The following is a 20,283-nucleotide window of genomic DNA, read 5'->3' as shown; positions in this document are numbered from 1 at the left end:
TAGCGACAGGATGCCACGTGAATCAGCCCCATCACCCCACCCCGCCCACCGACGCCGCCAAGGCGCTGGCGACGCTGAAATCCCTGCCGTCGTTCGAGGACACCCAAACTCAGGTGCAGGCGGCGATGAACGAAATCACCTCGGCGACAAGCAAACTGATACCCTCGATCACCTGGGAAACCCCGCACGAGGGCTCGGGCCTGGGTTGCGAACGGCCCTACGATCAGACCGACGGACGTGGCTACTTCCTCCCCGACGAGGTGGCCGCCAGCGTCGAGGTCTCCGAGCAGCAGTGGGCGAGCATCCAGGAGGCAGCCAAACAGGCGGCCGCCAAACTCGACGCCACCGACATGCAGGTCATGCACGACAACCCCGGGAACCACGACGTGGGCTTCTACGGCCCGACCGGCGTCTTCGTCAAGGTCGGCTACCGGGGCAACCTCGTCGTCTCGGGCTACACCGGCTGCCGGTTGCCGCGCGACAAAAAGTGACTTCGACGCTCACTCGAGCTGATGTCGCCCCTCCGCAAGTCCCCGGCTCGCCCCGGCGGCCGCCAGAGCGGCCTCGTCCGGACTCGGCGAAGGTAGCCGCTCACTTGGCACGTCGCCGTATTCCATCGCCTGGCTGCGGCTCAGGGCGACCGTGGCCGCCGCCATCGCCACCACCGCGATGAGAAGGATCAACGCCGTCGGCCCGCCCACGGCCAGATGCTCACCCAGGACGACAACCCCGAGCAGGACGGCGACCACCGGCTCGCCCACCAGCATGATCGGCACCGACGCCTGCAGAGCACCGGCGTGAAACGCCGAGTTCTGCACTACGGTCACGGTGACCGCCAGCCCGAACAGCACGTACGGAGCCGGGACGGTCATCAGTTCATGCCACCCGCCGACCGAGTAGCGGTGGGTGCAGACCTTCGTGACTACCGCGATCATGCCGAGCAGGACCGCGACCGCGACGCCCAGCAGCGAGGCCCGCACCCGGCCGGTGGCGCGGCGGGCGGCGATGACGCACGCGATCACCGACGGCACGGTGATCGCCAGCGCCAGCGTCCACGCCGGAATCGGGGGACGGCCGTGGCCCTCGCGGGGCTGGCCCACCAGCAGGAAAACCGCCAGTGCGGCCGTCAGCAACATCGCCCAGCCCCACTGGGCCCGGCTGATGCGCTGGTGGCACAGTGCCGCGCCCAACGGCAACGCGAACAGCAACGACGACACCAAAAGCGGTTGGACGAGCAGCAGGGATCCATGCGCCAGCGCCGCGGCCTGAAACGCGTAGCCGGCCCCCGCGGCAAACGTCCCGGCCCACCACAACGGTTGGCGAACCAGGTTGGTCGCCATGGTCGCGGACATGGCTTCATCACTCGGAACGCGCTGAGTGGCTCGTTGCCGGACCACGATTCCCACCGCAGCCCAGAAAGCGGAAAGCAAAGCCGAGACGATCGCGACCGCGTGCATCGTCACCCACCCCATGCCCCGTCGGGTACCCCCGAGCGCGGCCCGGTTAACTCGCGGCGCCCGGATTAGTGACTGGCACGCGTAACCTGGCTGGCCGGCTGGAAGTTCGTCCCGACTATCGAAGAGGAACATGTTGCGTACCAAAGCAATCACCGCAGTGGCCGTTGCGGCGGCCATCGCGTCGGCCGCACTGACACTTCTGCCCTGGATCGACGTGAGCCAGCTGGGATTACCCATTCGGTGGAATGGCCTCGGCATCTACATCGGTGAGCACGGCGAATACTACGGCTCCTTGCTCACCGACATGGTGGACAGCACGCCGGGGTGGATCGTGGTGATCACCTCGCTGGCGGCCGGCGGCGCGCTGCTCGCCGCGACGCGGGCGCGCTGGCTCGGGATCGTCGCATGCGGCTGCGCGGTCATCGCGTTCGTGACGGTTGTTTTGTGTTTGGTCTATCCGTCGGTACTGGTCGGCGACGCCAAGAATGAAATGGGAATATCTCTGGTCGCCGACCGGCAAGTGCTGAACTCCGGTGCGTTGATCGCCGAAGCCGCGGCCACCGGTGTGCTGGTGGCCTGCACCGCACTCATTGTTGTCAGAGCGAGAAGCGTTGCAAGGCAGGCCGATTGAGGGCACGCCGGCGAGCGTTCCCTAGAACCAGGGGCCGGGGTAGTGGCCGTCCTGATCTTGCACCATGACGATCTCCTTGCACTCGCCGTTGGACGCCGGCGCGGTCTCACCGCGGCACACTAGCGTCCACCCGGAGATCCGCTCGAAAGGCCGTAGTGTCCAGTTCGATGCCACGGGATCGGTTGCGGGCAGGGCGATCACGGAGAACGTCCCGCCGGTGCCGGTGATGTAGAGGTGGTCTTCGAAGAACGCCAGCTTGGAGACCGACAGCTTCTTGGCGTCGTCTCGGCTCTTCTGGAAGTCCCACTGCTGGCTGCGCAGGTTCCATACGCCGAAGCCGAGCTGAGAGGTGTCCGAGCCGTGGCCGTCGACGAACAGTTTGCCGTCGGACAGCGCCGCGGCCAGCCCGCCGCCGGGGAGCCGGTCGGAATCGCCGATCTTGATGACGGACTTGGCGTTGAGGTCGTAGAACATCGTCGACAGCACGGGCGGGTTGTACGAATCCCAGTGCGTGATCTTCACCAGTTTGGTTGTGCCGTCGGTTAATTCGGCATCGACGGATTGCGCGTCGTTGTCCTGATAGATCGCTTCCCCGCTGGGCCGGCGCAGCTCCGCGCCGGAAGACTTGCCGGGCTCGGTGTTGCGCGCGAACGCGAGCACGTCCTGCCAGACCCGCCCGGGCTGCGGGTCGTTCCACATCATCGACAGGTCGCCGCCGGACAGGACCACCGTCCGTGGTGGCGATGCGGCGCCGTGGCCGTCGGTGAAGGCGTTCAGCCACGCCACGCCCGAGGCGGTCGAGGCCAACCCCCACTCCTTCGGCGCGGCCAGCTTCAGCTCCGGGGCCGGCGGCTGCAGCTCCTTGTCGGCCAACTGACGGCCCGACTTGGTGTCGAACACGTAGGCGGTGGTTTTGGCGACTTCCGGGGCGGAAGCCTGCGCCGCCTTGACCGTGGTGACGACGTACACCACCTTCATGTCGTCGGCCGTGCCGGTCGGTGCGCAGATGGCGCCGGTGAGGTTCTCGCCGGCCGGAAGCGAGGGGATGCCCGGCGCGACGTACTGCCCGGATTTCGGGTCGAAGATTTTCGGCCGGATATCCTCGAGCGCCAATCTGCCGGCCGAGAACTTCTCGGGGCAACCGAAGTACGCCGTCCCGCCGTAGCTTTTCCAATCCTTTTCCAGCGGCCCGGTTATCGGGGCGGGCGGGGCTGGCGCGCGGGTGCTGGTTTTCGCGGCGGATGTCGAAGTGGTGGCGCTGAGCGGGGGAGGTGCCGCGGTTTCCGAGCAGGACGCGATGGGCAGGCAGGCAACCGACGCGACCACGATCGGGGCAAACCACCGTCTGGACACGGTTCGCCCGTTGATCCCACGCATCAATAAACCCCCGTTGAGTTCGTGCAACCAACGAGCGTAAGGCCGGTGCGCCGGCACCGCGACTCGTGCGCGGGCGCGGGTGTGACGCTGACCCCGTGATACACCGGAAGTCATGACTGCTCTGGCCGACGAGACGCGCTGGATGGACGCCACCGATCAGGCCGCGCTGGTGGCCCGAGGCGAGGTCACGCCGAGTGAACTGCTGGAGGCGGCGATCGAGCGGATCGAGCGTCTCAACCCCACGCTGAACGCCGTGGTCATCGAGTGGTTCGGGCATGCGCGCTCCGTGGCGGCCGACCCCGGCCTGCCCAACGGCCCGTTCCGCGGAGTCCCCTTCTTGCTCAAGGACCTCTACACCAGCTTCGCGGGCCAGACGCTGTCCAACGGGAATGTGGCGCTGAAAGAGGCCGCCAAGGTCGACGCCCGCGACACCACGCTCGTGGCCCGGTTCAAGGCGGCCGGGTTGGTGATCGCCGGCCGGACCAACAGCCCCGAGCTGGGCAGCCTGCCGACCACTCAGCCGCTCGCGTGGGGGGCGACCCGCAACCCCTGGGCGCTGGACCGCACGCCGGGCGGATCCAGTGGCGGCGCGGCCGCCGCCGTGGCCGCCGGGATGGTGCCGTTCGCCAACGCCTCGGACGGCGGCGGCAGCATCCGCATCCCGGCGTCCTGCTGCGGGCTGGTGGGACTCAAGCCGAGCCAGGGCCGGATCACCGTCGGGCCGGTGCGCGCCGAGGTGGGCCTGGGCGTCGAGCTGTGCGTCAGCCGCACGGTGCGCGACACGGCGGGCCTGCTCGACGCCGTGCGCGGGCCCGGAGTCGGGGACACCGTGATCGCGCCGCCGCCCGAGCGCGCCTACCGCGACGAGGTCGGCGCCCAACCCGGCCGGCTACGCATCGGGCTGCTCGACGTCCACCCGCGCAACGACGTCCTGCACCCCGACTGCGTCACGGCCGTGCGTGCCGCCGGATCGATGCTCGAGGGCCTCGGGCACATCGTCGAGCCGGCGTGGCCGGCCTGCCTGGCCGACACCACCTTGACCGAGAAGTTCATGGCGCTGTGGGCCACGCAGATGGCGATGGGGGTGCGCGCCTTCGGCCAGACGCTCGGGCGTGAGCTGACCTCCGACGAGGTCGAGCCGGTGAACTGGGTGCTCGCCCAGCGGGCCCGCGAAGTGAGCGCGCTCGACTACGCGGTGGCGCAGGAGGCGGTCTATGCGTTTCGGCGGGCGCTGCAGCAGTGGTGGGCCGACGGCTGGGACCTGCTCCTGACGCCGACGGTGACCGAACCACCGCCACTGCTAACCGAATTCGAGAACGATCCCGAGCACCCGACGGCGCCGATGCGGCGGGCCGGCCGGTTCGCCGCGTTCACGCCCCCCTTCAACATGAGCGGACAGCCGGCGATCAGCCTTCCCCTGCATCGCAACGCTGAGGGTCTTCCCGTCGGCGTGCAGCTCGCCGCCGCCTACGGGCGCGAAGACGTCCTCATTCGTGTTGCGTCCCAGTTGGAATCGGCCCATCCCTGGGCATCCGATCGTCCGGCGACCCACTGAATAATTGCCGCGCCGCTCAATCCTGCGCGCGCAGCCGCACCATCCGCGTCGTCGACGTCTCATCCAGCTCGACGACGTCCGAGCGCGAACGCAGGAAATCGCTGAACGAGCGGAATCCCAGCGATCTTTCGCTGAACGACGGGTCCATCCGCTTCATCTGCGCCTTCACGGCGGAGTTGTGCAGCCAGTCGACATCGTCTTTGTCCAAGCCGATCCGCAGCGCCCGCGTCAGCAGCGCCGTGGCGGCGGCCTGCGGGTCGGGCTGCTCGTCGGGCTCGTCCCGCTTTGCCGACTCGGCGCGGGCAGTCCGTTTTTTCGGCTTGTCCGCCTCCGCGTCCGCCGGCGCCGGTTCGGGCACCGGAACCCCCGGCAGCGCGTCGTAGATGACGAACTCGTCGCACGCGGCCGCGAGCGCCCGGCTCGACGCGCCGGCCACACCGATGCCCACGACGTACCGGCCGAGCCTCTTGCAGCGCTGGGCCAACGGAATGTAGTCGGAGTCGCCGGCCACGATCACCACGTGGGTCAGGTCGGGCAGCCGGAACATGTCCTCGACCGCGTCGACGGCCAACCGGATGTCGGCGCCGTTCTTGCCGTAGGCCGCCGCCGGGAACAACTGCACCAGGTCGACGGCGCGGGCCACCAGCTGTCCGCGATACCCGGCGTTGATGTCCGCCGACCAGTCCGCGTAGGCGCGGGTGAGCACCAGGGTCCCGAACGACGACGCGAAGTCGAGGATCGCGGCGACGTCGACCGTCGCGCGGTCCAGCCGCTCCCCGTGCTGCTCGAGCCCCTTGGCCTTATCCCGCTGAAACGAGTTCCGCCCGTGGATCTGGTCGTACCGGGAGATCACGATGTTGTCGAAGTCGAGGTAGACGGCCACTCGGGTCGCAACCGGTTCGGTCATGCACTAGATCATTGCTGAGCAGGACCAAAGCGGGTACACAGGCCACATGAATGAGCTGAAGGTTCTCGAACTACACGGCGACCGCATCGCCTACCGCGATGAGGGTGACGGCGAGGTGCTGCTGCTCATCCACGGCATGGCGGGCAGTTCGGAGACGTGGCGGTCGGTGATCCCGCCGCTGTCCAAGAAGTTCCGGGTGATCGCCCCGGATCTGCTCGGCCACGGCGAGTCGGCGAAACCCCGCACGGACTACTCGCTGGGCGCATTCGCGGTATGGCTGCGTGATTTCCTCGACGAGCTCGGCGTCAGCCACGCGACCGTCGTCGGTCACTCGCTCGGTGGCGGCGTCGCGATGCAGTTCGTCTACCAGCACCCGGACTACGCCCAACGGTTGATCCTGATCAGCAGCGGCGGCCTGGGTCCCGACGTGGGATGGGTGTTGCGGCTGCTCTCGGCGCCCGGGGCGGAATTCGTGCTGCCAATCGTCGCTCCGCCGCCCGTGCTGTCCGTCGGCAACAAGCTGCGGTCCTGGATGAAAAGCGCCGGCATCCGGTCGCCGCGCGGCGCGGAGCTGTGGAGCGCCTATTCGTCGTTGTCGGACGGCCAAACGCGGCAGTCGTTCCTCCGGACGCTGCGATCGGTCGTGGATTACCGCGGGCAGGCGGTCAGCGCGCTCAACCGGCTGCGGTTGCGCGAAGATCTACCCGTCATGGCTATCTGGGGGGAGCGCGACGGCATCATTCCCGTCGCCCACGCCTACGCCGCGCACGAGGCGCGCACCGATGCCAGGCTCGAGGTGCTGCCCGACGTCGGTCACTTCGCACAGGTGGAGGCGCCCGAGCAGGTGGTGGAGCTGATCGAGGACTTCATCGCCACGGGTGAGCGCCGCGATGCGCAGAGCCCACAGCCGTCAGAGCCCAACTGACGCCGAACGAGCGGTCACCGACATCATCGAGTGCGGCGCGCATCGCTTCCTACGGGAGACCCTCGTTAATCGTTGAGGATCTCGGCGATTCCCTCTCGGTAGGTCGTGATTGTGAAGTCGGGGAATCGGCGGGCGAATTTGGCGGAGTCGAAGATGTTGTCGTCGCGGTAGCGGGGCAGCAGCTCGGAGGCTTCCTTGACTGCGGGGTTGAACCATCCGCCGACCTTGAATGCGAGTTCTGGGACCGTCGTGTAGCGGATGTCGCGCGCGGTGACATCCGAGGCGATGCCGATCATTTGCGCGTAGGTGAGTCGTTTGGGATCGGTTGGTAGGTGCCAGGTTTGGCCGTAGGCGTCGGGGGTGTTGCCGATCAATGCCATCCCGCGGCTGGCGTCGGGGGTCCAGATCAGGGTTCGTTTCGTGTGCGCGTTGATCGGGATCATCGGTCGCTTGCCCTGTTTGATGCGGTCGAAGACGGCGGAGTTGGACAGGCTCTTGGTCTTGCCGGGCCCGTAAAATTCGGGTGCTCGGCAGATGACGGCTTCGACTGACCCAGAGTCCATTTCTTTGAGCAGCATGTTCGCAATTTGGGCTCGCACCGCCGCCTTGCGGCCTACTGGCTGGAATGGGGTGTCTTCGTCCTGGGGCGTCGAGGTCCGCGGGTACATGTAGGTGTTGTCGAAGAAGACCAGTTTGGTGCCGTGTTTCTGGCAGGCGGCAATGGTGTTGGCCATCATGACCGGGAATTGTTGCTCCCACAGCGTTGAGTCCATGGGCAGTCCCACTGTCAGGTAGGCGATGTCGCTGCCGGCGACGGCGTCGGCGGTGGCGTCGGCGTCCATGAGGTTGGCCGGCAACAGGTGATCGGTGTCATGGATCTTGGCGGGTTTGCGGCTGACCAGTCGGATGTTTTCGGTGATGTTGTCGTGGAGGTAGCGGGTGAGCTGCTCGGCGATCTGGCCGTTGGCTCCCAGGACGGTCTGCATTGCGTTTCCTAGTGGTTCGGGCTCACGCCGGGAACGAGACGGGTACGGGAATGTGCAGGGCGTTCTGACATTCCGTGAAGACCATCTTTGACGCCACCGCCTCTCTTGATGTGTGCATTGCTTACATTGCACGATAGAATCCAATGTGAGCGGAGTCAACATCGGCGCGACGACGGGCAGCGCGCTTCCGGGAGGGGGCGAGCGCCCCCACCGGCGTGTCCGCCGATTGACCAGGAATCTGCGTTTGATGATTGAGCCCAGAGCCACCAGGAGGACCACGCGGCCATGACTGCCACGACGAAGAGCAGTTATCACCACGGCGACTTGCGTGCCGCGCTGCTGACGACGGCCATGGGCATGCTGGAACGGGGCGAGTCGTTCTCCATTCGCGCCGTGGCGCGCGAGGCCGGTGTTTCGCCCACCGCTCCCTACCGGCACTTTCCCGACCGTGAGTCGTTGGAATCTGCACTAGCCGCTCAAGGGCTGCGCGATTTGAAGGCCGCTTTGACTCGGGATCGCGAATTGCCCTGCAATGTCGAAGATTTGGCCGAACTCGGTGTCGCCTACGTCGAGTTCGGGCTGCGCCGACCCGCGCTGTTCCGGCTGATGTTCGGCAACGAGTGCGACGACAAGAACGACGAACGCGTGCGAGCGGCCGCCGAGGTGCACGAACTTCTGGCAACTGCGATCACGCGCGTCTTCCCCGACTCCGACCCCATCGACCTCGCCCTGGGGGGCTGGGGACTGGTCCACGGCCTGGCCTGCCTATACCTGGACCGCAAGCTCACCGCTTCGTCGATCCAAGAGGTCGCCGCCCAGGTTCGCGCGTCCTTCATCGCCGTGCTCGCCGCCCAAACCGGTTGACCGATTCATCAAACACACGAAAGCAGGCCGTCGATGACAAAACGCATCCTCAACGTGGTCACCAACGTCGCCCACTACGACGACCCCGAGCACCCGACCGGCCTATGGCTATCCGAGCTCACCCACGCGTGGCACATCTTCGACGCGCACGGCTTCGAGCAGACCCTCGTCAGCCCCGCCGGCGGCAAGGTGCCGCTGGAGCCCAGAGCGCTGAAGTTCCCCAATTACGACAAGACCGCCAAGGCCTGGCGCGCCGACCCGGCCAAGATGGCCCTTCTGAACAACACCCGCAGCCCCGACGAAATCGACTCAGCCGACTACGATGCGATCTACTTCACCGGCGGCCACGCCGTCATGTACGACTTCCCCGACAGCGATGGGCTGCAACGCATCACCCGTGAGATCTACGAACGCGGCGACATCGTCTCCTCGGTGTGCCACGGCTACTGCGGACTTCTCAACACCAAGCTTTCCGACGGCTCTTACCTCATCGCCGGCAAGAAGATGACGGGCTTCGCTTGGCGAGAAGAGGTGTTCGCCCGGGTCGACAAGCTCGTGCCCTACAACGCTGAGCAACGTGCCAAAGATCGTGGCGCGCTCTACGAAAAGGCCAAGCTTCCCTTCATTTCCTACGCCGTGGTCGACGGTAACCTCGTCACCGGACAGAATCCAGGCTCGGCCAAGGAGACAGCCAAGAAGGTCGCTTCGCTTCTCCACTAGGGTCCGGTCAGTAGGCGACCTGCCAGTGCTTGATGCCGTTGATGAAGGATGACCGCAGCCGCTGCGGGTCACCGGCCGAGCGCAGATCGGGCATGTGGTCGGCGATCGCGTTGAACATCAAATCGATCGTCATGCGGGCCAGATTCGCGCCGATGCAGTAATGCGCTCCGGTGCCGCCGAATCCGACATGCGGATTGGGGCTGCGCAGGATGTCGAACGTGAACGGGGCGTCGAAGACCTCTTCGTCGAAGTTCGCCGAGCGGTAGAACAGCACCACCCGCTGGCCCTTCTTGACGCGCACGCCGCCGAGTTCGGTGTCCGCCAGCGCGGTGCGCTGAAACGCCGTGATCGGGGTGGCCCACCGGATGATCTCGTCGGCAGCGGTTTTCGGTCGCTGGGCCTTGAACAACTCCCACTGGTCCGGGTGGTCGGTGAAGGCCATCATCCCCTGTGTGATCGAGTTGCGGGTCGTCTCGTTGCCGGCAACGGCGAGCGTGACGACGAACATGCCGAATTCGGCGTCCGAGAGCCGCTGCTCCTCGGAATCGGCCTCGATCAGCGTGGTGACAATGTCGTCACCCGGATTATCGGCCTTATGCGCCGCCAATTGCATGGCGTACCAAATCAATTCGCCCGCCGAGGTCAGCGCGTCCTGGTCGGCGAACTCCGGGTCGTCGCTGCCGATCATGTTGTTGGTCCAGTCGAACAGCTTGTCGTAGTCGTCCGCCGGCACCCCGAGCAGGCCCGAAATGGCTTGCAGCGGAAGCTCACACGCCACCTGACGGACGAAGTCGCCCGAGCCCTGCGCGGCGGCTTCGGCGGTGATGCGTCGCGCGCGTTCGGTGAGTTCGGCGCGTAACCGCTCGACCGCGCGCGGCGTGAAGCCACGCGAGACGATCTTGCGCAGCCGGCTGTGCTCGGGGTCGTCCATCATGATCATCGACGCCCGCCCCGCCTCGATCTGCCCCTGCGCCAGGTCTTGCCGATAGCGCGGCACGATCGACTTGGTTGCCGACGAGAAAACGTCGCTGCGCAGCGACACCTCGCGGATGTCGCGGTGCTTGGTCACCACCCAATAGCCGCCGTCGCCGAAGCCCCCTTGATCGAGGGGCTGCTCGTTCCACCAGATGGGCTCTGTGGCACGCAGTTCGGCGAATTCCCGCACGGGCAGCCGGTGCGCGTAGATGTCGGGGTCGGTGAAATCGAAGCCCGGCGGGAGGTCCGGTGTCGCCATGGGTTTGCTCCTCACGCGATCGCTAAAAGGCGTCAACAGTCGACAACATGGAGATAACTCGGGGACGACTTGAGTTTCTGTGGGGCAAGGACTTCCACGAAGACCGGGTAATTGCCATGGCTGCCAGCGGCCAACTCGTTCTCGGCGGTTCCATGAATGACGTGCAAACCAGGACCGTCGACATGTGTCCGCACAGGGCTGGTGTAGGTCGTGACAACCAATGCCCGGCTCTCGAACTCGCCGGCGGAACCCTTGGTCGTGATCGATGCGGTGTAGCGCGCGCGGACCACACAACCGCTGTACTGGTTGCCATCCCACGACACCGTCACGTTTGTCACCCGGAACTCTCCAATCCGGATGACCATCTGCGGAATCGCGATGAGGGCGATACCGAACGCCGCGAGCACGCCCTGCCGACGCCAACTGTTGATCAACGGCAATTCGGCGCCAAGCGCTTTCACGCCGCCCCCCACGATTGCAGCCAGAATGCAGACGACACCGAGAAGCACCAATGGCGACTTCAGATCCCACATGGCAGTCCTCACCGCTCGACCCGCAATACATGCTAAGCGGGCCACGGCTGTTCTTCGCGGCTTCGGGGAAAGGCGCAGCGGTGCACGTCAGCGCGTGGTCGGGTCAGCTCGCAGTTGCCGCGGTTACTTTCGCGCCTTCGCGCCCACCGAGATTGGTGGCCGCGGTGATGACGGCGCGTTCGATCTGGCGCAGGGCGTGCACCGCGGTGAGGAAGCGCCGGGTGTCGGGGCTGGTGCCGCCGGGACCGTCGCCGTCCTGTTGTCGGGCCACCGCTTCGGCGGCGTCGAGCTCGTCTGTCGCCGAGACCAGGGTCGGGGCGTGGCCGCCCTCGATGGCTTCCTGCAGGGCGTCGATGTTTCGTCGTGTCTGGGCCGCGGCCACCGAAAAGGCCTGCGCCAGTTCCGAAACCAGCGATGCTGACCGCACCGGATCCCGATACTGCTCGGCGCTGCGCGCCAGGCTCCGGCCGTAGCGGTCGCAGGCGGTAAAGATCCGCAGGGCGCGCCGGATGCTGCGCCGGCCGGCGAGTCCGGCGACGCCGGCCAGCAGCGGCTTGGCGGTGACCCGGAACTGCTGCAAATCGCGGTCGAGCTGGCGCGCCTGTTCCGACGGGCTGGCGCTGTCCTGGACACCGAACATCGTCGCGGCCGAGACCTCGATCAGCACGGACAGGCTCGTCAAGAAGGCGCGAGCGTCGCCGCGGATCGCCGTTCTGGTGTTGGTCGGCAGGACCACGACGGCGACGGTCACTCCGATGACGGCACCGATCGCGGTCTCTTCGATCCGAAGCATCAGCACGCCGAACGAGAACTGGCCGAGCAGGCCGTACAGCAGCGCCAGCATCGTGGTGATCCAGAAGGTCATCAAGCTGTAGGTGACCGTCATGAAGTAGAAGGCGCAGAACAAGCACACGAAGATGCCCGCCAGCGCCGCGTTCTTGTGGCCGGTGAGCAGCGTTGCCACCAGCACCCCGCAGGGCACGCCGAGCAGCGTCCCGACCAGGCGTTGCCAGCCCTTGGTCAAGGTTTCGCCCCAGGAGTTGGTGCCGGCGAAGATGACGAACGCGGCGATCACCGCCCAGTACCAGCGCGCCGGCGAGACCAGCTCGCCGACGACGATGGCCAAGGACGCGGCGACGGAGACCTGGATGGCCTGCCGGGTGGTCGGGCGCAAGCCGGGGCCCGGCGCTTCCTCGTCGGAGACGGCGCCCTCGGGCACCGGGAGTCGCTGCCCGTCGGCATCGTCGAGGGGGCGCCCGGCGGCAACCCGGTCGACGATCGCCCGCACGTCCGAGGTCGCCGATGCGGCGTTGATGATCGCCAGGGCGAGGCGGCGGACGGCGGCGCCGCCCGCGTCGTCGGCTCCGGCCTCGCATTGCTCGTCGAGCTGGCGCTGCGCCTGGTCGGCGGCGCGGCGCAGACCGTCGGGCTCCGGCAGCCGGATGGCTCGCGACAGTTGGGTGAGCGCGCCGACGAGCGCGGCCCGGGTGGGCGAGGGCATGGCAGCGGGATCCTCGCAAGCGAGGATGGCCGCCCGGCGACCGGCGGTGGCGACCCATTCGATGGCCAGCTCCGCGTCCAGCAGCCAGGGGACCAGTTCTTCGGCGGTGACGCCGGGCCACACGGTGCCGGGGTCGGCCTTGTCCTCGATCTGGCTCTGCACCATCAGGGCGGTCTCGTTGAGCCGGACGGTGCGGGCCCGCATGCGGCGGCGCCGTCGTTCATCGAGGCGTCCGGTCCGCACCGCTTCGGCGGTCGTGTCGAGGACGATCGCCATCCGCGCCCGCAGCGCCCGAATCGTGGCCCGCAGCACCCGCTCTGGCCGATCGGGCAGCACGTAGGCGCTCATCACGTACGTGCACACGGTGCCCACCGCGACCGCCCCGATCATCCAGGGCAGCTCCGCGAGGCGGGCGTGCAGATACAGCGTGAAGAAGTAGGACATGAACGCGACCATGCCCAGCGCCCTGCCCCGCGCGCCGAAGCGCCGGATGTAGGCCGCGGTGAACACGACGATCACGAAGACGATGTCGCTGACCACCGTGTGCGGCGCCAGCACCGCCGCGGCCGTGATGGACACCGCGGCGGGCAGCGGCAGCAGCGCCATGGTGACCCGCTGGCGGCGCGGGTCGGGCTCGTTGACCGAGCGCGACGCGACCATGGTGATGACGACGCCCAACAGGGCGACGGTCAGCGGTTGTCCCGTCGCCCTGGTCAGGATGAACAGCGCCAGCAGTGAACATCCAAGCGCGGCCGTGGTCCGAGTCGCCATCCGCAGCCGAAGCAAGCCAGGATCCGAGCCGATCACCCAGTTGCGGGCGCGTTCGTAGAGAACAGTTATCGACGGACCACCTCTCTTGCGCTAACCCAACATGCTTACCCGAAAATCGGCACAAGCTAGTCTTCGACATCGTGACTCCGCCGACGCGCGCGAAGCTGGCTGACGGTCGTGACCTGCTGTTCTTCGCGCTGCCCGGGCATCGCCCGGCGCCGGTGGAAGATCGCCGACCGCTGCCGTCGCGGGATCCCGCCGCGCAGTCGCAGTTGCGGTTCGACCGATCCACCGGGCAATGGGTGATCATCGCGGCGCTGCGCCAGGACCGCACCTACAAGCCACCACCGGAGGCATGCCCGCTGTGTCCGGGCCCGACCGGGCTGACCAGTGAGGTACCCGCCCCGGATTACGACGTAGTCGTGTTCGAGAACCGATTCCCGAGTCTGTCCGGCGCGCTGCCGGCACCACCCGCCTCGGCACCCGTTGCGGGCGACGACGGCTTCGTCACCGCGCCCGGGCATGGCCGCTGCGAAGTGATCTGTTTCTCCGCCGACCACAACGGGTCCGTCGCCCAGCTGGAGCCCGCGCACGCGCGGCTGGTGGTCGAGGCGTGGCGGCATCGCACCGCCGACCTGATGGCCATGCCGGGTGTCGAGCAGGTGTTCTGTTTCGAGAACCGGGGCGAGGAAATCGGGGTGACGCTGACCCATCCACACGGTCAGATCTACGGCTATCCGTACCTGACGCCGCGCACCTCCACGATGCTGGAGCAGGCGCGCCGGCATCGGAAACGGCACGGTACCAACCTCTTCGGTGATCTGCTGGCGCGTGAGGTCGCCGACGGCAGCCGCATCATCGCCCACGACGAGCTGTTCACCGCGTTCGTGCCGTTCGCGGCGCGCTGGCCGGTCGAGGTGCACATCTACCCGAACAGGTTCGTGCGCAACCTGACCGAACTCAGCCAGGCCGAAGTGGACGCTTTCGTGGCCGTCTACCTCGACGTGCTCGGGCGCTTCGACCGGATGTATTCCGCACCGCTGCCCTACATTTCGGCGCTGCACCAATACGCCGACACCGCCGCGTTAGCCGAGGGCTACTTCCACGTCGAATTGATGTCCATCCGGCGCAGCGCCACCAAGCTCAAATACCTGGCGGCCTCCGAATCGGCCATGGACGCCTTCATCGGTGACGTCACGCCGGAGAGCGTGGCCCAGCGGCTGCGGGACCTGCGATGACGATCCGTTACGCCGCGCCGGGGCGGATCAATCTGATCGGCGAACACACCGACTACAACCTGGGTTTCGCGCTGCCCATCGCGCTACCGCAGCGGACCGTCGCGACGTTCACCCCCGCCGACGACGATGCGATCACCGTTGTCAGCGACCGCGCGGACGGACGGGTGCGCGTTCGGATCGGTATCGCTCCGGGCGAGGTGGCCGGCTGGGCCGCCTACGTGGCCGGCGTGGTTTGGGCGTTGCGCCAGGGTGGTCATCCGGTACCCGGCGGCACGATGTCGATCACCAGCGACGTGGAAATGGGATCGGGCCTGTCATCCTCGGCGGCGCTGGAGTGCGCGGCGCTGGGCGCGATCGCGTCGGCCGCCGGTCTCCGCATCGACGCGGCAGAGCAGGCCCGGCTGGCTCAGCGCGCGGAGAACGAATACGTAGGCGCGCCAACGGGTTTGCTCGATCAGCTGGCCGCGCTGTTCGGCCGGGACGCGACGGCAGTGCTGATCGACTTCGCCGACCTCACGGTCACGCCGGTCGTTTTCGACCCGGATTCGGCGGGTGTCGTGCTGCTGCTGATCGACTCCCGCGAGCGCCACACCCACGCCGGCGGCGACTACGCGGCACGGCGCGCGTCGTGCGAGCGGGCGGCCGCCGACCTGTCGGCATCGTCGCTGCGTGAGCTGCAGGACACCGCGGGCGGGCAGGGCCTCGCCGCCTTGGCCGGCGTGCGTGATCCCGTCGACGCCCGCCGCGCCCGCCACGTGCTCACCGAAAACCATCGGGTGATCGATTGCGTTGCGGCGCTGCGCGACTCGGACTATCCCGAAGCCGGACGAATCTTCACCGCCTCGCACGCCTCCATGCGCGACGACTTCGAGATCACCACCGAACGCATCGACCTGATCGCCGACACCGCCGTGCGCGCGGGCGCGCTGGGCGCGCGGATGACCGGCGGCGGCTTCGGCGGCTGTGTGATCGCCCTGGTGCCGCTGGACCGCGCGGACACGGTCGGCGAGGCGGTGCGGCGCGCCGCGGCCGGCGCCGGCTTCGAGCAACCCGTCGTCACCCGAACCCGCGCGGCCGCGGGCGCGGGACCTGCGTGAGCCGGTCTAGCCGGCGGTAATGGTGGTCTGGTCGTCGATGATGTTGGTCGCGTCCATCAACGGTCCTTGATCGGCCTCCAGACCATCGGCGTTGAGCTGCAACACGTAGACCGCGCCCTGGCTGGGAATTATCACCGTTTTCTGTGCGATCGCGCGGGTCTGACCGCCGCGCTGGTACGTGCCGCCGATCTGCCACGCCTGGTAGCCGCCGAGCGTGGACGCCGAGCCGTCGCCCTGGCCCTGGTACCCGGGCAGATTCTGCACTTCGCCCGGCGCGTACTGGATGAGCTTGGCCGGGTCGACGTTGCCGCTGAGCCTGGAGAACAGCGCCGAGACGGTGGGCGGATCCGAGGGATTGGACGGCTGAAGTTGCACGATTCCTCCGTAGGAGGTGCCGGAGTTCTGGTTCAGCTGCCAGCCCGCGGGCACCGGCAAGTCGACGTTCGGGCCGGGATCGCCGTGGTGCACCGGTGTCTCGGCGATGTTGTTGTCCTTCACGTAGTCGGCGATCGTGTACTTGGCTTTGGCCGCCGGTGCCGCGCTCGTTGTCGACGACGTTGACGAGGCCGTCGACGTCGTCGTCGAAGTGGTCGTCGACGTTTTGTCACCCGATTTGTTGTCGCTGCCGCAACCCACGAGCGCCAAACTCAGCGCCACAGAAATGGTTGCTAGCGTCAAATGTTTCATCGATCCAATCTCCCGAAAATTGGGCCGGTACCAGCGCCAGCCATGGTGGGATGACAGTAACCGAAATATCTCGCCGGTTTGCCAAAATCTTTTCCGGCGTTATGCCGCGGCGCCGCCGAACGCCGCTGCAATCAAATTCCTCGGCCAAAACGGCTCGCGGTGTTGCGGCCGAATCCGAGGACCGGATCCTCAGACCATGTCGTTGGCGGTCAGCCACCGCATCACCGGCCAGCCCACGAACACCGGTAGCCAGCAGGTCAGCACCCGGTACAGCAGGACCGACGGCACGCCGACGGCCGCCGGCACACCGAACGCGGCCAGGCCACCGATCAGCGCCGCTTCGACCGCTCCGACGCCGCCGGGCGTGGGCGCGGCAGACGCCAGCGTCCCGCCGACCATGGTGACGACGGTGACGGCAACGAAAGTCGTTCCGCCACCGAAGGCTTCGACGCTCGCCCATAGCGCCAGCGCAGCGCCCAGGGTGGTGCCCGCACAACCCAGCAGGATCAGGGCCAGCCGCCGCGGTTCGCGGGCGAGCTTGACCAGATCGGTCACCACCTCGTTCAGTTTGGGGCGCACCTCGGCCGCCAGCCACTTGCGTAGCGTGGGCACGAAGAGGAACGCGCCGACGATGCCCAGCGCGACCCCCGCGATCAGGTACAACAGCGTCGCACTCGGGACGAAATGGCGCAGGTTCATCGAGGCGCCGGCCGCGGCGCTGAACAAGACCAGCAGCGCGAGGTGCGCGATCACCTGAACCGACTGCTGCAGTGCCACGGCGGCGGTGGCTCGCATCGCCGACAAGCCGCTCTTCTGCAAGAACCGCGTGCTCAGTGCCAGCCCGCCGACCCCCGCCGGCGTGGTGGTTGCGGCAAAAGTGTTGGCCACCTGTGCGATTGACAGTGTCCAGAAGTTCACCATGCCGTCGGCACAGGCCCACAATGCGGCGGCCGCGCCTACGTAGGTCAGCGCCGACACCAGCAGGCCCAGCAGCGCCCACGACCAGTTCGCCGTCCGCAGTTGGGAGAAGAACGTCGGTGCCGTGCTGATGAAGGGGTAGGCGACATAGACCAGCGCGCCGAAGAGCACCAGCTGCACGATCTGGCTGCGGGTGAATCTGGTGATGGTCGCAGGCTTGATCTGGTCGGCGCCGGTTTGGCGCTTGACCTCGGCACGCGCGCCGGAGATGACGGCACCCGCGTCCGGCACCGACCGCCGAATGTATCGCGGCACAGCCACTTTCGTGAGCCGGCGGGAAGCGCTGAGGATGGTGTCCTTGCCGAACACCTCGATCGCCGCGCTCACCGCGGATTTCGGCTCGTAGAGCGCCGAGGCTGTCACCAGCAGCTGCGCGATGTCGGATTGGAGCTGGGCGTCGGTGGCTCCGTACTCGGCGTTGCCGAACCCACCGAACATCACGGTGTCGTCCTCCACCGTGATGTGGTGGCTGCGCAGGTCGCCGTGGGCGATCCGGTGGTCGTTGAGGGCTCGCAGCGATTTCCACAGCCGGGCAACGGGAGTCGTCTTTGCGCATTCGTCGATGGGCGTCCCGGCGGGGGGCCGGTGCGAGTACAGCATCCAGCCCCGGTCCAGCGGGGCGACGGCGATCGTCGCCGTATTGGCCAGGCCCGCCTCACCGATCGCGATCGCCATCAGTGCGCGGTGCTCCACGGCCCGGCGCATGGAGGTCACCAGGGGTGCGGTTTCGGCGTCGCGCAGCTTCAGCTTCTCCCAGAGCTGGCGCAGCGCTCCGCCGCTGCGTTGGTGCGGGCCGTACAACTCGATCAGCGCCGTCTCGCCGAGATGTTCGCCGTCGGCCGAAAGAATCAGCGGGCCGCGGCCGGCCGGCCGGACCACGGTCAGCCGGGACACGGCGAAGCCGCCCTTGGCCAGCGCCCGCACCGTGGCCTCCAGCGGCACCTCGAGCGCGGGAGTGCCGACCACGAGGACCACCAGCGCGCCGACGATCCACCCCACCGCCAGGCCCACCAACGAGCGCGCCGGGACGATGGCACTGATCACCAGATGGATGGGTACGAAGGCCAGCAGCAGCGCCCACCACCAGTGCCGCCAGCGCGCCGGCAGCCACGGGCCCGAGACCGTCAGCACCGCCGCCAGCATCCCGATCCAGCGCGGGTCGTCGAGGAATTGCGCCGGGACCGTGCTGAGCCGATCGTGAACGTCGAAGTGCCATCGTGGTGACGCGATGCCGCTGGCGCTCATCGACAGCAGAAGGATCGCGCCGAAGCCCGCCGCGGCATACGCGCCCAGCAGTTTCCACTGCCCGGCGACGATCAGGCCGATGAGGATCACGAATGGCAAAGCCACGATCGCGAATCCGTACACCAGGTAGACCACGTCGGATTGCGTCGGTGACAAGACGCCGACGATCTGCGAAACGGATTTCTCCAGCGCGATCCATTGCGGGCGGGTGATCAGCGAACCCGTGATCACCAGCGCCAGGAACAGCGAGGCCAGCATCAGCCGCAGGATGTCATTGGTCCGCCGGGTCAGCGGGTGCAGCAAGTTGCCGGAAACAACGATGTCGCGCCCGTCAACTCGCATGTAGCAACGATCCTTCGGGTTCGCGCGCTGGCGCCTTGCCTTCGGCCTGCCAAGTGGCCCGCCGACAAGTTAACTCAATACCGGGTTCGTTGACAGCTTCCACTCATCCGGCGCGCGTAGGGTCGGGTACGTAGGCGTGCTAGCGAATCAAGGGGGCAGCGGCGTGGCCAGGACGGATGATGACACGGCGCGGCCGGCCCGGGACGGTCGCATCGGCGCCGGAGCTGATGGGCGGATACGGGCGCAACGGGCCGGAAAGGGCGAGTGACGCCAGAAATGAGCCGAGCCAGAACCGACAACGACAGCTGGGAGATCACCGAAAGCGTGGGGGCTACCGCGCTGGGTGTGGCCTCGGCCCGCGCGGCGGAGACCCGCAACGAAAACCCATTGATCACAGACCCATTCGCTCAGGTGTTCCTCGACGCCGCCGGCGACGGCGTGTGGAACTGGCACTCCGCGGGTCAGCTGCCGGACGAGGTCATCGAAGCCGAACCGACGTTGCCGTTGCAGATGCAGTCGATGGTCGGCTACATGGCTTCGCGCACTGCGTTTTTCGACAAGTTCTTTCTCGATGCCACCGGCGCGGGCATCCGCCAGGCGGTGATCCTGGCGGCCGGCCTGGACGCGCGGTCATGGCGGCTGGATTGGCCGGCGGGGACGACGGTCTACGAGCTCGACCAGACTCGGGTGCTGGACTTCAAGGCGGCCACGCTGGCCGAGCATGGGGCACAGCCCGCCTGCAACCGCATCGCGGTGCCGGTGGACCTGCGCCACGATTGGCCGGCCGCGTTGCGGCAGGCGGGGTTTGACGCTGAAGCGCCCAGCGTCTGGTCGGCCGAGGGGCTGATGCCCTATCTGCCCGCCGCCGCCCAGGAGCTGCTGTTCGACCGCATTCAGGGGCTGACCGTTCCGGGCAGCCGGGTCGCCGTGGAGGCGCTGGGCCCGAAATTCCTCGACCCGCAGGCCCGCGCCAAGCGCCGCGAACGGATGGACCGGATCCGCGGGCTGATGGCCGGCGTCGATCCGGACCGAGAGCTGCCGCGGACCGACGAGCTCTGGTATTTCGAGGAGCGCGAGGACGTCGGCGAGTGGTTCGGCCGCCACGGCTGGGACGTGACGGTGACACCGGCCGACGACTTGATGGCCGGCTACGGGCGCGCGGCGCCCGAGGAAGTCCGGGACTACGTGCCCAGCAATCTGTTCGTGGCGGCGCAGCGGACGCAACGGTAGCCGCC

The 20,283-nt window shown here is 67.5% G+C and carries 18 protein-coding genes; 9 read left to right on the top strand and 9 right to left on the bottom strand.

Translation table 11 applies throughout. From position 1 onward, the window contains the following. Positions 1 to 17: 17 nt before the first annotated feature. Positions 18 to 491 (top strand): LppA family lipoprotein, encoded by a 474-nt coding sequence (locus tag AC5Y4T_RS12645; RefSeq protein WP_499953372.1) that lies wholly within the window; start codon positions 18 to 20, stop codon positions 489 to 491. Positions 492 to 500: 9 nt separating this feature from the next. Here AC5Y4T_RS12645 and AC5Y4T_RS12640 read toward each other — a convergent pair whose 3' ends face one another. Then, the gene (locus AC5Y4T_RS12640; protein ID WP_499953500.1) at positions 501 to 1,457 is read right to left on the bottom strand and encodes a DMT family transporter; all 957 of its coding nucleotides are present in this window, start codon (positions 1,455 to 1,457) and stop codon (positions 501 to 503) included. A gap of 130 nt (positions 1,458 to 1,587) precedes the next feature. On the opposite strand from AC5Y4T_RS12640, the gene AC5Y4T_RS12635 reads away from it, so the two are divergent. Next, positions 1,588 to 2,088, top strand: coding sequence for a hypothetical protein (locus AC5Y4T_RS12635; protein ID WP_499953369.1), 501 nt, complete (start codon positions 1,588 to 1,590; stop codon positions 2,086 to 2,088). A gap of 21 nt (positions 2,089 to 2,109) precedes the next feature. On the opposite strand, the gene AC5Y4T_RS12630 is transcribed toward AC5Y4T_RS12635, so the two are convergent. Further along, the gene (locus AC5Y4T_RS12630; protein WP_499953366.1) at positions 2,110 to 3,465 is read right to left on the bottom strand and encodes a hypothetical protein; all 1,356 of its coding nucleotides are present in this window, start codon (positions 3,463 to 3,465) and stop codon (positions 2,110 to 2,112) included. Positions 3,466 to 3,577: 112 nt separating this feature from the next. On the opposite strand from AC5Y4T_RS12630, the gene AC5Y4T_RS12625 reads away from it, so the two are divergent. Then, positions 3,578 to 5,020, top strand: coding sequence for an amidase (locus AC5Y4T_RS12625; protein ID WP_499953363.1), 1,443 nt, complete (start codon positions 3,578 to 3,580; stop codon positions 5,018 to 5,020). A gap of 16 nt (positions 5,021 to 5,036) precedes the next feature. Here the strand turns inward: AC5Y4T_RS12625 and AC5Y4T_RS12620 are convergent, their stop codons facing one another. Beyond that, on the bottom strand, positions 5,037 to 5,927 hold the full coding sequence (locus tag AC5Y4T_RS12620; RefSeq protein ID WP_499953360.1) for an NYN domain-containing protein: 891 nt from the start codon (positions 5,925 to 5,927) through the stop codon (positions 5,037 to 5,039). Between the two features lie 46 nt (positions 5,928 to 5,973). On the opposite strand from AC5Y4T_RS12620, the gene AC5Y4T_RS12615 reads away from it, so the two are divergent. Beyond that, positions 5,974 to 6,852 carry an alpha/beta fold hydrolase gene (locus tag AC5Y4T_RS12615; RefSeq protein WP_499947937.1) on the top strand — a complete coding sequence of 293 codons (879 nt, stop codon included), beginning with the start codon at positions 5,974 to 5,976 and terminating at the stop codon, positions 6,850 to 6,852. Positions 6,853 to 6,917: 65 nt separating this feature from the next. On the opposite strand, the gene AC5Y4T_RS12610 is transcribed toward AC5Y4T_RS12615, so the two are convergent. Continuing rightward, positions 6,918 to 7,838 carry an NAD-dependent epimerase/dehydratase family protein gene (locus AC5Y4T_RS12610; RefSeq protein ID WP_499953357.1) on the bottom strand — a complete coding sequence of 307 codons (921 nt, stop codon included), beginning with the start codon at positions 7,836 to 7,838 and terminating at the stop codon, positions 6,918 to 6,920. A 285-nt stretch (positions 7,839 to 8,123) separates the two neighbouring features. Between AC5Y4T_RS12610 and AC5Y4T_RS12605 the strand changes: the two genes are divergently transcribed. Together AC5Y4T_RS12605 and AC5Y4T_RS12600 are read left to right on the top strand one after the other, a co-directional pair. Then, a complete protein-coding gene (locus AC5Y4T_RS12605; protein ID WP_499953355.1) occupies positions 8,124 to 8,702 on the top strand; it encodes a TetR/AcrR family transcriptional regulator in 579 nt (192 codons plus the stop codon). A gap of 33 nt (positions 8,703 to 8,735) precedes the next feature. After that, positions 8,736 to 9,422: a type 1 glutamine amidotransferase domain-containing protein gene (locus AC5Y4T_RS12600; RefSeq protein WP_499918135.1), complete on the top strand. Its 687-nt coding sequence runs from the start codon at positions 8,736 to 8,738 to the stop codon at positions 9,420 to 9,422. 7 nt (positions 9,423 to 9,429) lie between these two features. On the opposite strand, the gene AC5Y4T_RS12595 is transcribed toward AC5Y4T_RS12600, so the two are convergent. The 3 genes from AC5Y4T_RS12595 to AC5Y4T_RS12585 form a co-directional block, all read right to left on the bottom strand. Beyond that, entirely contained in the window at positions 9,430 to 10,656 is a 1,227-nt protein-coding gene (locus AC5Y4T_RS12595; RefSeq protein WP_499953353.1) for a cytochrome P450, read from the bottom strand. Between the two features lie 32 nt (positions 10,657 to 10,688). Then, positions 10,689 to 11,189 (bottom strand): hypothetical protein, encoded by a 501-nt coding sequence (locus tag AC5Y4T_RS12590; RefSeq protein WP_499953350.1) that lies wholly within the window; start codon positions 11,187 to 11,189, stop codon positions 10,689 to 10,691. Between the two features lie 103 nt (positions 11,190 to 11,292). Next, positions 11,293 to 13,497: an FUSC family protein gene (locus tag AC5Y4T_RS12585; RefSeq protein ID WP_499953347.1), complete on the bottom strand. Its 2,205-nt coding sequence runs from the start codon at positions 13,495 to 13,497 to the stop codon at positions 11,293 to 11,295. A gap of 104 nt (positions 13,498 to 13,601) precedes the next feature. On the opposite strand from AC5Y4T_RS12585, the gene galT reads away from it, so the two are divergent. After that, positions 13,602 to 14,699, top strand: coding sequence for a galactose-1-phosphate uridylyltransferase (galT, locus tag AC5Y4T_RS12580; protein WP_499953344.1), 1,098 nt, complete (start codon positions 13,602 to 13,604; stop codon positions 14,697 to 14,699). Then, the gene (locus tag AC5Y4T_RS12575) at positions 14,696 to 15,796 is read left to right on the top strand and encodes a galactokinase (RefSeq protein ID WP_499953342.1); all 1,101 of its coding nucleotides are present in this window, start codon (positions 14,696 to 14,698) and stop codon (positions 15,794 to 15,796) included. Before galT ends, AC5Y4T_RS12575 begins: the two co-directional genes overlap by 4 nt. A 6-nt stretch (positions 15,797 to 15,802) precedes the next feature. On the opposite strand, the gene lpqN is transcribed toward AC5Y4T_RS12575, so the two are convergent. After that, positions 15,803 to 16,483: an envelope biogenesis lipoprotein LpqN gene (gene lpqN / locus AC5Y4T_RS12570; protein ID WP_499947922.1), complete on the bottom strand. Its 681-nt coding sequence runs from the start codon at positions 16,481 to 16,483 to the stop codon at positions 15,803 to 15,805. Positions 16,484 to 16,672: 189 nt separating this feature from the next. After that, positions 16,673 to 19,048 (bottom strand): lysylphosphatidylglycerol synthase transmembrane domain-containing protein, encoded by a 2,376-nt coding sequence (locus AC5Y4T_RS12565; RefSeq protein ID WP_499953339.1) that lies wholly within the window; start codon positions 19,046 to 19,048, stop codon positions 16,673 to 16,675. Between the two features lie 276 nt (positions 19,049 to 19,324). On the opposite strand from AC5Y4T_RS12565, the gene AC5Y4T_RS12560 reads away from it, so the two are divergent. Further along, positions 19,325 to 20,278, top strand: a complete 954-nt coding sequence (locus AC5Y4T_RS12560) for a class I SAM-dependent methyltransferase (protein ID WP_499918141.1) — start codon at positions 19,325 to 19,327, stop codon at positions 20,276 to 20,278. Positions 20,279 to 20,283: the final 5 nt, after the last annotated feature.

The sequence above is a fragment of the Mycobacterium sp. NGS11 genome (assembly GCF_059813315.1).
The sequence above is the reverse complement of the archived record's forward strand: the minus strand, read 5'-3'. Positions and strand labels throughout refer to the sequence as shown.